Origin of the sequence: Streptomyces spinosus (assembly GCF_020400655.1) — a bacterium.
In the GTDB taxonomy this organism is placed as follows: domain Bacteria; phylum Actinomycetota; class Actinomycetes; order Streptomycetales; family Streptomycetaceae; genus Streptomyces; species Streptomyces argyrophylli.
In genome coordinates this window covers 86,154-100,096 of the sequence record NZ_JAINRC010000022.1, presented here as the reverse complement: position 1 = coordinate 100,096, position 13,943 = coordinate 86,154, and the positions used below count along the sequence as shown (strand labels likewise).

Genomic DNA, 13,943 nt, shown 5'->3' with positions numbered 1-13,943 from the left:
GGCTCTTTCATCGGCGGTGCGGTGGTGGGGACTTCGGGTTCAGCGTTCGGTCTTGCCCAGGACGATCGGTCTGCCGCGCAGGACGCGGTACAGGTGGCGCAGCGGTCCGGCCCAGTGCAGCAGGGGCTGCGCCAGGAACGCCGGCGCCAGGGTGGTGCCGCAGGCGCGGTGCGGTGGTTCGGCCCGCGCGTCGGCTCCCTGGTGGGCGTGCAGCCAGCGCCGGCCGCGCCGCACGCACCACGCGGTGTTCAGTGCCGTGTAGGCGAGGGCCGACGCGGTCCAGGTGATCAGTTCCGCGTGGCGGCCCGTGACGAGGAGCGTGAGGAGGGCGGTGACCAGCACGGCGGGTCCGAGGAACCACCAGGCGGTGTCGAGGCCCTCCTTGACCAGGACGGCGGTGTTGCGGAGCCGGTGGGCGCGCAGGGCCGGGTCGCCCAGCAGCCGCCGGCATCCGGCGAGGCTGCCGTGTGCCACCACCGCGTACGCCTTGCTCAGGGCGGTCACGGTGGCGTACCGGTCGACCAGGTTGAACACGGGCAGGACCTCCATCGAGGCGCCCCGGGAGGAGAGTTTGTAGCCGATGAGGAGGTCGTCGACGGGTTCTTCGTACATGCCGATGGACACCAGGGTGTCGTGGCGGACGAACAGGCCCGCGCCGACGCCGTACACCACCGGTTCCATGACGGTCGTAAGGGCTGCGGGCAGTCGTGCGGCGCGGATTCTGCCCCGGGACAGGATCCGGTGTGCCTCGACGCCGGCCCGGCGGCGCAGATCGGCCAGGGCGTGGGCGCGCAGCAGGGCGTCGGTGGGGCGGTGGCGGGCGGCGTGCGGGCGGCGCAGCTGGAGCGGGAGCTGCTGGACGAGGTCGGGTGCCGGCCGGTCGCCGCGGCGCGCGACGGCGGACAGGTGGCGCAGGGTGGTGCGGTCCGGTTGTGAGTCGGCGTCGTAGAGACCGATGTACGTGAACGAGGCGGTGGCGTCCGCCGGGAGCAGGCCGGGCAGCCGCTCGACCGCGTGCACGAGCTGGCTGCTCTTGCCGCCTTCGCCGGCGTAGTGCAAATGGTGGATGCGGACGCCGGGGTGCTCCGCGGCGATCCGCGGCAGGATCGCGGCGGCGACCTCGCGGGTGGTCGGTACCGCGTCGATCTCGGCGAGGAGAGTGCCCGCCGGGTCGGCGGACCGCCGTGCGCGCCGTGTGATGTCCGCGGCCCTGCCGGAGGGCACGATGCCGGCGAGCCGGGCGGCGGCGTCCGCGCTGTCGCCCTCGTGGAGGGCGGTGGCCAGGGTGGCGAGCCCGGCCGACGCCGCCCGTTTCTCGCGCTCCTCGCGCTCGGTCGTGATGACCACGACGTGCAGCAGGCCCGGCGGGTGCTCCAGGCTCGCCGCCGCCCGCACGGTCTCGGCCAGCAGGTCCTGTTCGCGCAGGGCGGGCACCAGCAGGACGACGAACGGGACGGGGCCGCCCGGGTGCGCCGGCGCGTCCCGTCGCCGGTCGAGGACGCGTGCGGCGAGCGCGGCTCGTACGGTGAGGTGGACTCCCCACAGCAGGACGCCCCACAGGACGACGAGGGCGGCGGCCGTCACGAGGACTCCGCCGCGGCCTCGGGCGCCGACAGCCTCAGGTGCCCCCCGTGCTCGCCGGCCGCCGCGCGCAGGGCCGCGACGAGGGGGTGGAGGCGTACCGCCCAGTCGACGACCTCGGCCTCGGTCAGCCGCTCGGGGGTGTGGACGGGGATGCCCGTGAGGCGGGAGCTCAGCCGCGCCCCCAGATCGAGCGGCACCGTCACGGCGAGTGTGCCGGCGTCGTGGAGGCCGGTGAGTGCCACGCCGAGCGCTCCGCCGGCGAAGGACGCCTCCACCCGGGCCAGGCCCAGCCGTGCGGAGCGTGCCAGCAACGGTCCGTCGTGCGGGCCGAGTTCGGCGGTGGTGAGGGTGGACCGGTGGTGCCGGCCTGCCCGTATCTCTACGACGAGGTCGAAGAAGCGGTTCGGGAAGCGGCGGTAGTGCCCCCTGGGCTGGTGCCGGCGGCGGGGCAGGGCGGGGTCCGCGTGGCGGGCCACCCGGGTGATGTGCGGGGCGCTCGCGTCGTCGAGCAGGCGCAGCCTGATCTCGAGCGAGGTGTCCAGGGAGAAGGAGTAGTCGTCGCCCTGCCGGTGGACGCTGCGCGCGTCCTTGCCCACCTTCACCACGATGCCGTCGGCGAAGACCTGGATCTCGTCGTTGTGCCGGCGGTCGCCGTACTTGTACTCGACGGACCGGAAGGTGCCGTCGGCGTGGAAGTTGGCCAGGACGACGGGGACCTCGGGGGTGCGGGGCTCCGGTCCGAAGAGGGCGAAGTGGGCCGCGCCGACGAGGGACAGCTTCTGCTGGTTGCGGTCGAGGACCTCCAGCGCGTACCGGTCGGGGGCGGTCACGCCGAACAGCTCGTTGGCGAAGGGCGCCGCGAGGTCCGGGGCGTAGACGTACAGCCCGTCGTGGCCGCCCCCGGTCCACGGCCGGGCGGTCAGCTCCTCGCCGAGTCCGGCGCGGTGCTGGAAGGTGTGGAAGGAGTACGCGTGCGGGTGGTCGTCCGGGTCACGGCGCTGCGGGGGGTGGACCACCAGATGGCGCAGGCAGACGCTGCTGGCCCGCAGGTGGCGCAGCTCTGTGGCCACGGGAGCCGCCCGGCCGGTCGTCCCGGCGTCCGGCGCCGCTTCCGGGGCGCTCCCGAGCGGCGGCCGTACGGTGTCCGGGGCCGATCCCGGGACCCGCCCGTCCGTCGCCCCCACGGTGTCCCGCGCCGCTTCCGGGGCGCTCCCGAGCGGCGGCCGTACGGTGTCCGGGGCCGGGGCCGCACGCCGTGCCCGGGTGGTCGGGGGTGCCTGCCGTGCCGCGGTGAGTGCCGCCGCGAACCGGTCGATGTGTGCCGGTGTGAGGTGGGGCATGGCGTAGAAGTGGTGGAAGAGGCGGTCCTGGACGGAGCCGTCGGGCGCGGTCCAAGGCAGCGTGTTGCCCACGAGGCGGTAGCGGTCGGTCAGTTCGCCGGGCAGTCGGCCGCCGTCCCGGGAGAAGCCCGCGACCAGGACGGTGTTGGCGGGGGCGGGGAGGAGCACCGCGTCGGGGTCGGCGCCGCGTACCGCGTCGGCCAGCCGGTCCCGGAGGTCCAGGCAGTGGCGGAACAGCGCGCGGTAGCCGTCCGCGGCGACGCCGAAGACCAGCGACCACAGCGAGGCGGCCATGGCTCCCGAACGGGACCCGGTGATCGTCTCGTCGATGAAACCGGACATCGGCGCGGACACCGCGCCGTGTCCCAGGAGGCCCTTGCGGCACAGGAACACACCGCAGCTGTAGGGCATCAGCCCGGACTTGTGCGGGTCGAGGACCATGGAGTGGACCGCGGGACTGCGGAAGTCGAAGGGCACGTCGGGGTCGGTGAAGGGAAGGATCAGGCCGCCGTGGGCGGCGTCCACGTGGTGGAAGAGGTGCAGGCGCGTGTCGCGTGCCGCGCGGCGTGCGACGACGGCGCTGATCTTGTCCACGGGGTCGACCAGGCCGGTGTTGTAGTAGCCGGCCGTGGAGACCACGATGACACCGGTGTGCGCGTCCGGGCCGGTCTCGGCGACGAGCGCGTCGAGCTCGGCGTCGACGGTCTCCGCCTCCAGCAGCCAGGAGGGCCCGGCCGGACAGAGCCGTGACTCCAGGTCGAGGATCTCGGCGGCCTTGGCCACCGAGTGGTGGGTGAGCGCGGAGGCCAGGACGACGACGCGCCGGGCACCGGCCGCGCGCAGTGCGTTGCGGCCGATACGGAGACCGGCGAGGGTGCCCTCGTTCGCGCCGCTCGTCAGATAGCCGTCGACGGCGTCGGCGTGCAGGAGTCCGCCGAGGGCGAGCACGGCCTCCCGCTCCAGCCGGCGGGTGCCGCGGACGCCGTCGCCGAAGCGGGTGTGCACTCCGACGTTGTTGGGGTTGCGTTCCGCGAACCGGTTGAAGGTGTCCAGGGCGAGCCGGTGCGGGGCGGTCATGGCGAAGCCGAGCCGGACCGGGTCGTCGGGGTGCTGCCAGCCGGGGACCTCGGCGAGCCGGGCTTCCAGCAGCGTCTCCAGCGCGTCCGCGGGCAGCGCGTGCTGGGGGAAGGGGTCCGTCTCGGTCGATCCGTCGTGCAGGTCGGGCATGTCAGTCCTCCGCCCGGCGCAGGGTGCAGCGCAGCACGGCACGCGGTCCGACGTTCAGCTCGCGGCGGTAGGTGTGGGTGGTGCCTTCGGGACGGAGCCCGGCGGCGGCGAACGCGTCGAGGATCTCCGTGCTGGGCAGCAGCGTCATGGGCACCCCGTCGGGCAGGACGTACTGGCCCTCCTCGGTGCCCGGACGCAGGCGCGGGTCCAGGGAGTCCGCGGTGAAGCTGTTCAGGGCCAGCAGACCGCCGGGGCGCAGGACGCGCCCGATGTCGCGGACCGCCGCGTTCCACTGGGCCCGGTCGACGGCGTTGTGCAGGACGCCGTAGCAGACGACGAGGGCGAAGTGGCCGTCGTCGGCCGGGACGGCGTGGGCCGCGCCCCGCACGACCCGGACGCGGCCCGGCGGGTACCCGGCGGTCCTGGCGCGGGTGGCCTCGACCATGCTCTGGTGCAGGTCCACGGCGACGACGTCGAAGCCCCGGTCGAGCAGGGCGATGGTGTTCCTGCCGCCTCCGCAGCCGAGATCGAGGGCGGGGCCCGTCACCGGGATGCCGTCGAGCAGCTCGGTCAGGTAGGGCTGCACCGGCAGGGAACGGAACTCCCGTACCGTGCCGGGCGCGTTCCAGTACGCGGCGGCCTGCTCGGCGGCTCGTCGCACTTCGGTCATCGGGCGGGCTCCGTCTCTTCGTAGGTGCCGTTGTGCGGGCGTGCGCGCAGGACGTCCATGCCGAGGGCGCCGAAGTGGCCGGCGCACCGGTCGGGTTCGGCGGTGAGGGCGAAGAAGGCCGGGCCGACGGAGGACAGGGCGAGTACGGTGGCGGCCTTCTCGTGCCATAGCGATTCCACGTCCCTGGCCAGTTCCACGAGGCCGGGGTGGGAGAAGGCGCAGTTCTCGATGCTGCCCATCCGGAACCGGTAGTCGAAGACGAGGGAGCCGAGCGGCGCGAGGTCCCCGCGCAGGGCGGCCGGCATGGCCTCGTGGAGCGTGCGGAACGCGATGGTCGGCGCCCAGCGTTCGCCGGTGGCGCGGAAGCGGTCGAAGTGCGCGGCTTCCGCGGCCATCAGTTCGTCGGTGGGGCGTTCCCCCTGGGCGCGTGGAACACCGATGACCAGTGACAGGTGGTCGGGGACCGGTGCGGACATCACGACGGTGCTGCGGCCGGCGACGATCTGCACGCCGCCGGGGTAGAGGCCGGAGGCGGCCGACCCGCCGATGCACTGCACGGGTGTGAGCCGTCCGGGCAGGCTGCCGTGCTCCTCGCCGTGGTTGCCGGTGAGGTAGGGCAGCAGGTCGGCGCGGTCCACGGGGTTGCCGTGCAGGTGGTTGACGGCGGTGGCCACCGCTGCGATCAGGCTGCTGCTGGAGCCGAACCCGGCGTGGACGGGCAGCGGGTCGCTCTCCACGCCGATCCACAGGTCGCACTCGGTGCCGAGGGCCGCGTACATGATCCGGGCCGCGTGGGTGACGAGGTCCGGTCTGCGGATCGCCGGGTCCAGGACGAGGCCGGAGCCGGGGTCGAGCCGGCGCAGGTGCACGTAGTGGAACCGGGCGACGGAGAAGACGATCTCGCCGGCGTCGTAGATGAGGTTGTTGTCCCCGGCGATGGCGCCGGGCTGGAGGGCCATGGCGTTGAGGCGGGTGGGATAGCGCAGGCGTACCTCCGCCACCGGCCGCACGGGTCCGAGGGGCGCGGTGAGCGGGTGGTGGACGGTACCGGGGATGAAGGGTTCGAACACCGGGTCATGCCTCCGTGGTCCGGCCGGCCGGCAGGGTGGACAGGAGCTGGTGCCGGGACAGGGTCAGCTCCGCCAGGTGGTCGAGGGAGTCGGTGGTGTAGCCGCCGCTGCCGAGTGAGCCGTCGGGGCGTACGTTCATGTTGGCCTTGGCGAGTCGCAGGTGGGGGATCCTGAACTTGAGCACCTCTCTCATCAGGCCCCTGAGCGCGGTCAGGGTGCGGGTGGTGCGGGCGGTCGGTACGGCCTCGCGTCCGGCCTCCTCGACCAGGCGCGGCAGCAGCGGGCGGTGCCGGCGCGCCCGGTCACCGGCCACCCGGTACGCGGCGGGGAGATAGCCGACGTTCTCGCGCAGGTACTGCTCGTACCACTCCTCGCGTGCCTCGCCGGGTTCCGGCCGCAGCAGCAGGATGTCGACGAGCAGCGGTGTCATCTGGGCGCCGCCCGGTGCGTAGAGCACCTGCCCGCCGACGGTCATCGGGGGGAAGTAGGGGCGCATCTCGTAGGAGAAGGTCTCGGGTGTGACCTGGCGTTTCACGGACAGCAAGGACCGGGCGAACACCGCGAAGCCCTCGGTGGCGGCGGCCAGCAGGTCCGGCAGCGCGCGGTCGTCGACGGCGAGCGGCAGCGCCTCGGTGAGGGCGTCGACCGCGGGCCGCAGCGCGAACCCGGCGGTACGGACCTCCCGGATGAACAGTGCTTCCTCGGGCAGTTCGGTGAAGGACCGGGTGGCGTGCTCGGGGTTGCGCAGCGCGTAGGTGTAGACGCTGTCGCGGGGGACCTCGTCGGCGAGGGCGCCGAGCTTGAGGAGGATCTCCTCGGCCCCTTCCACGATCCGGTAGTCGACGCCGTGCCGCTCCAGGGAGGCCAGGGCGAAACCGATGTCGCGCAGGGCCGCGCTGGCGGTGGCCGCGTCGTAGCGGTTGCCGTCGACCCGGCCGGCCCAGGCCCGGGCGAGACGGGTGAGGCCCGCGACGTCCGCGGCCCGGTTGAGGAGGGGCAGTCGCCGGATCTCGTGGACCGCGCCGAGGGGGTCCAGGGCGGCCACGCGCAGATCCAGTTCACGCATGGGAAGAGCCAGAAGTATGGAAATGACAGTCTCCGGGTGTGAGCGCGCACGCGTGACAGCGGGCGGGCGCGCGAGGGACACGAAGTCGTACGTCCGCGGCCCGTGGTGCCGCCGGCGGACGGGTCGTCCTCAGAGGGAGCCGATGAGTTCGTCGAGGGTGCGGACCCGCCGCGACACCGGGACGGGGGGTACGGCCGGCAGGGGCGCGTCGGTGAGCCACACGGACGGCAGACCCGCGGCGTGGGCGGCGGCCAGACCGGTGTACGAGTCCTCTACGGCGAGGACCTGGGAGCCGGGCGACGGTGCGCACTCGAGGGCTTGCAGGTAGGTGTCGGGGGCCGGCTTGGTTCTCACGCCGGGGCCCGCGCAGTTCACGGACGCGAAGCAGGACCGGATGCCGAGCCGCGCCAGGTGTCCCTCGACCCAGTCGAGGGCGTTCCCCGAAGCGACGGCCAGCCGGTGTCCGCGTTCGGCGCAGTGGGCCAGGAAGGGACGCACACCGCTCTTGGTGTCCGCGAGGTCCGCCTGCTCACGGTTGCGGCGTTCGAACTCGCCCCACAGGCGACGGGTGCCCCGGCCGCCCAGACGGTCCGTCAGACACCGCCGCCAGGCCTCCCGGTCGAGCGTGCCGTCCGGCCGGACCGTGGGCCGAAGACGCGAACGCGGCGAGTGGTCGTGCAGGAGGTCCCGCCAGACGGTGACGGCGATGCGTTCCGTGTCGAGCAGCACTCCGTCGAAGTCCAGAACCACCAGTCGTCCGGGACCATCGGATCCCGCTCTTCCCCGTACCAGCACTGCCCGTCCCCCCCAACGCGGCAGGACCGACCAGGCCCCCACCGCCCCTACGTTGCAGTCCAGAACCCCGTGGCTCCTTTGGTCTGGACCATTCACTGTAGGTGGCGCCCCAGAGAGCCGCAAGCACAATCCGGCCGTCACGGCAGACACAGCGGACACACGCCGGACACGCACCGGACACGCCAGGCGCGCCGGACGCCCGGCCCGGCGGCGCGTCGGGGCGCGGCCGGCCACCGGGGCGAGCCGCCGGCAGGTGCCGGCTCCGACCGGACGAGGAAGACCTGTGGCCTGCCCGCGAGTTGGCTTCCCGGAACACCTGGTCGCCGCCGCGGGTGAGGTGCGCGGAGGCGTCGAGCGGTACGTCACCGCCCGGCCCCCGCGATGACCGGTGCACGGGGCCACACGGACGGGGAAAACACAACGTCGACAGGGGCAGCGAAGGCGGCTACCTTCACCTGGTCCCCGGCAACCGCCCACGGCCGCACAGAAGTTGCCCCAGTGAGCCACCCACGAGGCGACGCGCTGGTCACGCCCCACGCATCCTCGCCCGCGGCGCACACCACCGAACCGGGTCCAACACCAGGCGCCCACGACCAGGAAGAGACGCATGCCCCATCTCGCGCTGTACACGTTCGGCGTCCTGAAGTCGCCCCTCAGCGATCCCGCGCCTCTCACGAGCGAGTTCTACGAGACGGGCGAGGCCGTCTACCGGAAGATCGGTCGGCACCCCGGTTACCTCGCTCACGCCGAAACGGCGGACGGCGACCGGGGCGTGCTGTTCGGGGCGGACTGGGGCGCATGGGGAGAGTTCGCCGTACCCACCTGGTACGACAAGGGCCGTACCGCGGAAACCACCGCCCTCGCCGCGACCCTCTCCCTCTGGACCGACCCGCACTCCGCCTTCGACGCCGTCTACACCGGTCTGCACCGCGCGGCGCTGAACAGGCGCTACGACTGGTTCGAGAGGACGGGGCACCCGACTCACGTGATCTGGTGGGTATCCGGCGGCGTGACACCCACCTGGCAGGACGGGGTCTCCCGGCTGGAACACCTCCACGGCCACGGCTCCGCGCCGCACGCCTTCACCTTCCACCACGCGTTCGCCCCGGAGGGGGCCCCGACCAGCATCAAGGGCATCGGACCGACGAGCGACCAGGTCCGCTGACGAAAGAGCCCTGACGACCGGGTTCGCTGTCGGACGCCTCGGTCGCACCGGCGTGCACCGGTACGGAGCGGACTGGCAGGGCCCCTCGGGGATGGTCTGCCCGGGGCGCGGGCCGCGCGCCCGCCGGGACGACGTGTCAGACCATGGCGAGCCGGTCCACCAGCAACTCCACCCTCGCCTCGGCGTCCTCGGGCAGCAGGCGGCCCGCGCGGGTCAGGGTCGCGAGGCCGTGCAGGGCCGCCCAGAACACCTCGGTGAACAGTCCCGGCGGGACACCGCCGCCGGCGACCCCCTCGAGGGTCTCCAGCAGGGCCGCGAAGGCGTCCTTCAGAGGTTCGGGCGTGTCCTCCTGCGCGTACGCCAGGCCGCCGTCGAGCTGGAACGAGGCGTCGTAGACAGCCGGGTTGCGTGCGGCGAAGTCGAGATAGGCGAAGGCCAGGGCGGCGACCCGGGCGCGCGGGCCGTCCGCGGCGGAGGTCGCCGCCCGCACCGCCGCGGCCAGCTCGGTGGCCCCCTGGAGGGCGACGGCGCCGATGATCTCGCGCTTGCCGCGGAAGTGGCTGTAGAGGACGGGCTGACTGTATTCGATGCTCTCGGCGAGCCGGCGGGTGGTGACCGCCTCCCAGCCCTGCCGCTCGGCGAGCTCGCGGGCTGTCGCCACGATGAGGCGCTCGCGCTCCGCCCGCTCACGCTGCTTGCGTTCCTGTACCGACATAAGTCGATCCTAGCACTGCTAGACAACAGAGCGGCAGCAGTACTAGCGTTGCTTCATCAGCTAGCAGCGCTAGTTCACCGGAGGATCGTCATGCTCAACGCACTCGAGGTCGTCACCACCGTCGTCGTCGGCCTGATGGTGGGGGTGGAGTTCTCCGTCGCCTTCATCGTGAACCGGATCCTGGACGCGCTCCCCGAGGACAGCGGCCAGCTCGGCCACGCCCACGGCGGCCGCATGCTCGGCGCCCTGATGCCCTTCTGGTACGTCGGCTCGCTCGTCCTCAGCGCCATCTGGGCCGTCGCCGGATGGCACCGCCACGGCGCCGGACTCGTCGTCACCGCCGCCGGACTGCTGATCGTCAGCGTGGTCATGTCGCTCCTGCTGCTCGTCCCGATCAACAACCGGAACAAGACCTGGACGCCCGAGAACCGGCCGGCGGACTGGAAGCGGCAGCTGAACCGCTGGCAGAGCTGGCACTACGTCCGCGTCGCCGTCATCGTCGCCGCCTTCACCCTGCTCGTCTCCGCCCTCGCCTGACACCACGGCCGCCCTCGCGCGCCCGGACGTCAGCCGGCTCGCCTCTTGTGGATCGACGGCTTCTCCCGCGCCGGAGCGGGTGGCGGGTACGGAACCGACCCGCCACCCGCTCCGGCGTGTCTGCGCACATCGCCGCCCCCTCGCCGGCAAGGTAGTTGACACGTCACCTTTCGAGGCCTACGGTGATTGAACGTTGAACGGAAGGCCTCACCCGGCCACCCCCGCAAGGAGAACCACCATGGGACAGCTCGACGGCAAGACAGCCCTCGTCACCGGCGGCACCAGCGGCATCGGACTGGCCACCGCCCGCCGCTTCCGCGAGGAAGGCGCCCGCGTCTACATCACCGGCCGCCGCAAGGACACCCTCGACCACGCCCTCGCCGAGATCGGCGGCGACGTCATCGGCGTCCAGGCCGACAGCGCCAGCCTCACCGACCTCGACCGCCTCTACACCACCATCACCGACCACGGCGACCACCTCGACGTCCTCTTCGCCAACGCCGGCGGCGGCGCCTTCGCCACCCTCGAACAGGTCACCGAAGAACACTTCGACACCACCTTCGACACCAACGTCAAGGGCACCCTGTTCACCGTCCAAAAGGCACTGCCCCTGCTGAACGACGGCGCCTCCGTCATCCTCACCGGCTCCACCGCCGCCACCGTCGGCAACGAAGCCTTCGGCGTCTACGGCGCCTCCAAAGCCGCCATCCGCTCCTTCGCCCGCACCTGGGCCAACGAACTGCGCACCCGCACCATCCGCGTCAACACCATCGCCCCCGGCCCCATCACCACCCCCGGCCTCAACGGACTCGCCCCCGACGACGAACAAGCCGCCCACCTGCGCGACACCCTCGCCGCCGGCGTCCCCCTCGGCCGCATGGGCCGACCCGAAGAAGTCGCCCACCTCGCCCTCTTCCTCGCCACCGACCAGTCCAGCTTCATCACCGGCACCGAGATCTTCGTCGACGGCGGCGCCAACCAGGTCTGACCACCACCACCGCTGACGCGACCACCACCACCGCTGACGCACTCACCCCGTACGGGAGGAACACCGTCATGCACATCGGCACCACAGGCATCTGGAGTCCGGAACTGCGCCTGCACGACGACAGCGGAGAGATCGCCGACGCCGCGGCGGAGCTCGACTCCCACGGCTGGGGGGCGCTGTGGATCCCCGGTCTCGGCGGAGGTGACATCCTCGGCGACACCGAGCGGCTCCTGGCCGCCACCGAGAACACCACGGTCGCGACCGGCGTGCTGAGCATCTGGCGCCACCCCGCCGAGGACATGGCCGCCGGGCACGCCCGGCTCCGCAAGGAGTACGGCCACCGCGTCCTCCTCGGCCTCGGCGTCAGCGACGCCGCCGCCGCTCGGCACGCCGGCGGGACATACCGTCCCCTGGCCGCACTCGGCACCTACCTCGACCGTCTCGACCAGGCTTCCGAGCCGGTACCCGCCGGCGAACGGCTCGTGGCCGCCATGGGCCCCAAGCTCACCGCACTCGCCGGCCGTCGCAGCGCCGGCACGCATCCCTTCCTGGTCACCCCCGACTTCACCGCCGGCGCACGCGACGTCCTCGGGCCCGGCCCCCTCCTCGCGCCCTACCAGGCCGTCGTGGTCGATACCCGTCCGGACAGCGCCAGGGCCACCGCGCGCGGGTTCCTCGCCCCCTTCATCGGTATGGGGCACTACGCGAAGAGTCTGCTGCGCCAGGGCTTCTCGGAGGACGACCTCGCGGGCGGCGGCAGCGACCGCCTCATCGACGCCGTCGTCGCCTGGGGCAGCGTCGACACCGTCGACGCGCGCATCAGGGCGCACCTCGACGCGGGCGCCACGCACGTCGCCCTCCACGCCATCGGGGCCGGCCCGGGACTGCCGCGGGCACAGTGGCGGGAGCTCGCACCTCTGGCCCGCTGACCGAGGCCGCGGCGGAGCCGAAGGTGACTGAAGCGTCAACTTTTTCCTATGCTAGGTCCATGACTGAAGAACCCCGTTGGCTCTCCCCTGACGAGGGACGGGCATGGCGCGGACTCCTGCGCATGCACGATCTTCTGGTCAACCAGGCCGGCCGGTCCCTGCAGAGCGAATTCGGGCTGTCCGCGACCGACTACACCGTCCTCGCCGAACTCACCCGCGCCCCGGACGACCACCTGCGCGTGATGGAGCTCGCCAAGGTGCTGGGGTGGGAGAAGAGCAGGGTGTCGCACCATCTGTCGCGCATGGTGAAGCGCGGTCTCCTCACCCGTGAGGACTGCGCCGACGACGGACGGGGGGCCTACGTCGCGGTCACCGCGGCCGGCCGCGCCGCCATCGAGGCGGCCGCACCGCGGCACGTCGAGGACGTCCGCCGCCTGTTCCTCGACCACCTCACACCCGGCCAGGTCGTTCTGCTGGCGGAGATCACCGACACGGTCATCGAGAAGATCAGCCCGCAGTAGCGCCGGTGCACGGGGCGTGCGAGGCACCGCGCGTGACCTCCTCCCCGGTGCTCCGCGCACCCGCGGAATGAACCGGGCCCCTCATCGTTGAGAGAAACATGAAAAAGATCGGGTTCCTGTCCTTCGGGCACTGGACGCCGTCACCGCACTCCCAGACCCGCTCGGCTTCGGACTCCCTGCTCCAGGCGATCGACCTCGCGGTCGCCGCGGAGGAACTGGGAGCCGACGGCGCCTACTTCCGGGTCCACCACTTCGCGCGGCAGCACGCGTCCCCCTTCCCGCTGCTCGCGGCCATCGGTGCGCGCACCACGCGGATCGAGATCGGCACCGGTGTGATCGACATGCGCTACGAGAACCCCTTCTACATGGCCGAGGACGCCGGGGCCGCGGACCTCATCTCCGGAGGCCGCCTGCAACTGGGCATCAGCCGGGGCTCCCCCGAGCAGGTGGTCGACGGCTGGCGGTACTTCGGTTACCGCCCGCCGAAGGACGGCACCGACGCCGACATGGCGCGCGCGCACGCCGAGACCCTGCTCGACGTGCTCAAGGGCGAGGGCATAGCGCAGCCCCATCCCCATCCCATGTTCGCCAACCCGCCGGGACTGCTCCGCGTCGAACCGCACTCCGAGGGCCTGCGGGACCGCATCTGGTGGGGGTCCGGCTCCGACGCGACCGCGGTGTGGGCCGCCAAGCTGGGGATGAACCTGCAGAGTTCGACGCTCAAGGACGACGAGAGCGGCGAACCGCTGCACGTCCAGCAGCGCAAGCAGATCGAGGCGTACCGGGAGGCGTGGCGGGCGGCGGGCCACACCCGTGAGCCGCGGGTGTCGGTCAGCCGCAGCGTCTTCCCGCTCGTCGACGACCGGGACCGGGCCTACTTCGGCCAGGAGCGCGCCTCGAAGGACGAGATCGGCTACATCGACCCCGGCACCCGCAGCGTCTTCGGCCGGTCCTACGCCGCCGAACCCGACGTACTCGTCGAACAGCTCGCGCGGGACGAGGCCGTCGCGACCGCCGACACGCTGCTGCTCACCGTGCCCAACCAGCTCGGTGTCGACTACAACGCGCACGTCATCGACAGCGTCCTGACCCATGTGGCACCGGCACTGGGCTGGCGGTGACGGTCAGGAGGGGGCGACGGTCAGGAGGGGGCGAGGTCAAGAGGCGGCGATCGACACCGCGCTCTGTCGGTGCCGGCAGGGTAGCCCGGTGATCATGGGCTGGGGCGGTCGCGCGGTGGGTTCACCACCAAGCTGTGCCTGGCAGTTGAGCAGGGTCAGAACCATCCGGACAAGGCCGACCAGGTCCGCAACCGCTGAAAGCTCGGCTCCCGCGG

At 72.5% G+C, this 13,943-nt stretch carries 13 protein-coding genes; 6 read left to right on the top strand and 7 right to left on the bottom strand.

The genetic code is table 11. The features are described from left to right. Positions 1–39: 39 nt before the first annotated feature. The 6 genes from LG395_RS34540 to LG395_RS41325 all read right to left on the bottom strand — a co-directional run bounded on the left by LG395_RS34540 (position 40) and on the right by LG395_RS41325 (position 7,707). Complete coding sequence (locus LG395_RS34540) at positions 40–1,584, bottom strand: hypothetical protein (protein ID WP_225812656.1); 1,545 nt, start codon at positions 1,582–1,584, stop codon at positions 40–42. Then, positions 1,581–4,151, bottom strand: a complete 2,571-nt coding sequence (locus LG395_RS34535) for a pyridoxal phosphate-dependent decarboxylase family protein (protein ID WP_225812654.1) — start codon at positions 4,149–4,151, stop codon at positions 1,581–1,583. Before LG395_RS34535 ends, LG395_RS34540 begins: the two co-directional genes overlap by 4 nt. A gap of 1 nt (position 4,152) precedes the next feature. Then, positions 4,153–4,821: a class I SAM-dependent methyltransferase gene (locus LG395_RS34530; protein ID WP_225812652.1), complete on the bottom strand. Its 669-nt coding sequence runs from the start codon at positions 4,819–4,821 to the stop codon at positions 4,153–4,155. Then, positions 4,818–5,891, bottom strand: coding sequence for a GHMP family kinase ATP-binding protein (locus tag LG395_RS34525; RefSeq protein WP_225812650.1), 1,074 nt, complete (start codon positions 5,889–5,891; stop codon positions 4,818–4,820). Before LG395_RS34525 ends, LG395_RS34530 begins: the two co-directional genes overlap by 4 nt. A 4-nt stretch (positions 5,892–5,895) precedes the next feature. Further along, the gene (locus tag LG395_RS34520; protein ID WP_225812648.1) at positions 5,896–6,957 is read right to left on the bottom strand and encodes a monodechloroaminopyrrolnitrin synthase PrnB family protein; all 1,062 of its coding nucleotides are present in this window, start codon (positions 6,955–6,957) and stop codon (positions 5,896–5,898) included. A 129-nt stretch (positions 6,958–7,086) separates the two neighbouring features. Then, positions 7,087–7,707: an HAD family hydrolase gene (locus LG395_RS41325; RefSeq protein ID WP_308071478.1), complete on the bottom strand. Its 621-nt coding sequence runs from the start codon at positions 7,705–7,707 to the stop codon at positions 7,087–7,089. A 652-nt stretch (positions 7,708–8,359) separates the two neighbouring features. Between LG395_RS41325 and LG395_RS34510 the strand changes: the two genes are divergently transcribed. Next, the gene (locus tag LG395_RS34510; protein ID WP_225812644.1) at positions 8,360–8,917 is read left to right on the top strand and encodes a DUF3291 domain-containing protein; all 558 of its coding nucleotides are present in this window, start codon (positions 8,360–8,362) and stop codon (positions 8,915–8,917) included. A gap of 136 nt (positions 8,918–9,053) precedes the next feature. Here LG395_RS34510 and LG395_RS34505 read toward each other — a convergent pair whose 3' ends face one another. After that, entirely contained in the window at positions 9,054–9,632 is a 579-nt protein-coding gene (locus LG395_RS34505) for a TetR/AcrR family transcriptional regulator (RefSeq protein WP_225812642.1), read from the bottom strand. 90 nt (positions 9,633–9,722) lie between these two features. On the opposite strand from LG395_RS34505, the gene LG395_RS34500 reads away from it, so the two are divergent. From LG395_RS34500 to LG395_RS34480, 5 genes are all read left to right on the top strand, one after another. After that, on the top strand, positions 9,723–10,169 hold the full coding sequence (locus LG395_RS34500; RefSeq protein ID WP_225812640.1) for an anthrone oxygenase family protein: 447 nt from the start codon (positions 9,723–9,725) through the stop codon (positions 10,167–10,169). A 238-nt stretch (positions 10,170–10,407) separates the two neighbouring features. Next, a complete protein-coding gene (locus LG395_RS34495) occupies positions 10,408–11,157 on the top strand; it encodes an SDR family oxidoreductase (protein ID WP_225812638.1) in 750 nt (249 codons plus the stop codon). Positions 11,158–11,225: 68 nt separating this feature from the next. Beyond that, positions 11,226–12,086, top strand: a complete 861-nt coding sequence (locus LG395_RS34490) for a TIGR03620 family F420-dependent LLM class oxidoreductase (RefSeq protein ID WP_225812636.1) — start codon at positions 11,226–11,228, stop codon at positions 12,084–12,086. A gap of 122 nt (positions 12,087–12,208) precedes the next feature. Further along, positions 12,209–12,607 (top strand): MarR family winged helix-turn-helix transcriptional regulator, encoded by a 399-nt coding sequence (locus LG395_RS34485; RefSeq protein WP_225812716.1) that lies wholly within the window; start codon positions 12,209–12,211, stop codon positions 12,605–12,607. A gap of 98 nt (positions 12,608–12,705) precedes the next feature. Then, complete coding sequence (locus LG395_RS34480) at positions 12,706–13,728, top strand: LLM class flavin-dependent oxidoreductase (RefSeq protein ID WP_225812635.1); 1,023 nt, start codon at positions 12,706–12,708, stop codon at positions 13,726–13,728. Positions 13,729–13,943: the final 215 nt, after the last annotated feature.

Coding starts and splice junctions, on each gene's coding strand:
- LG395_RS34535 (WP_225812654.1), bottom strand. CDS start 4,151: ATGCCCGACCTGCACGACGGATCGACCGAGACGGACCCCTTCCCCCAG.
- LG395_RS34530 (WP_225812652.1), bottom strand. CDS start 4,821: ATGACCGAAGTGCGACGAGCCGCCGAGCAGGCCGCCGCGTACTGGAAC.
- LG395_RS34520 (WP_225812648.1), bottom strand. CDS start 6,957: ATGCGTGAACTGGATCTGCGCGTGGCCGCCCTGGACCCCCTCGGCGCG.
- LG395_RS34510 (WP_225812644.1), top strand. CDS start 8,360: ATGCCCCATCTCGCGCTGTACACGTTCGGCGTCCTGAAGTCGCCCCTC.
- LG395_RS34505 (WP_225812642.1), bottom strand. CDS start 9,632: ATGTCGGTACAGGAACGCAAGCAGCGTGAGCGGGCGGAGCGCGAGCGC.
- LG395_RS34500 (WP_225812640.1), top strand. CDS start 9,723: ATGCTCAACGCACTCGAGGTCGTCACCACCGTCGTCGTCGGCCTGATG.
- LG395_RS34495 (WP_225812638.1), top strand. CDS start 10,408: ATGGGACAGCTCGACGGCAAGACAGCCCTCGTCACCGGCGGCACCAGC.
- LG395_RS34490 (WP_225812636.1), top strand. CDS start 11,226: ATGCACATCGGCACCACAGGCATCTGGAGTCCGGAACTGCGCCTGCAC.
- LG395_RS34485 (WP_225812716.1), top strand. CDS start 12,209: ATGCACGATCTTCTGGTCAACCAGGCCGGCCGGTCCCTGCAGAGCGAA.
- LG395_RS34480 (WP_225812635.1), top strand. CDS start 12,706: ATGAAAAAGATCGGGTTCCTGTCCTTCGGGCACTGGACGCCGTCACCG.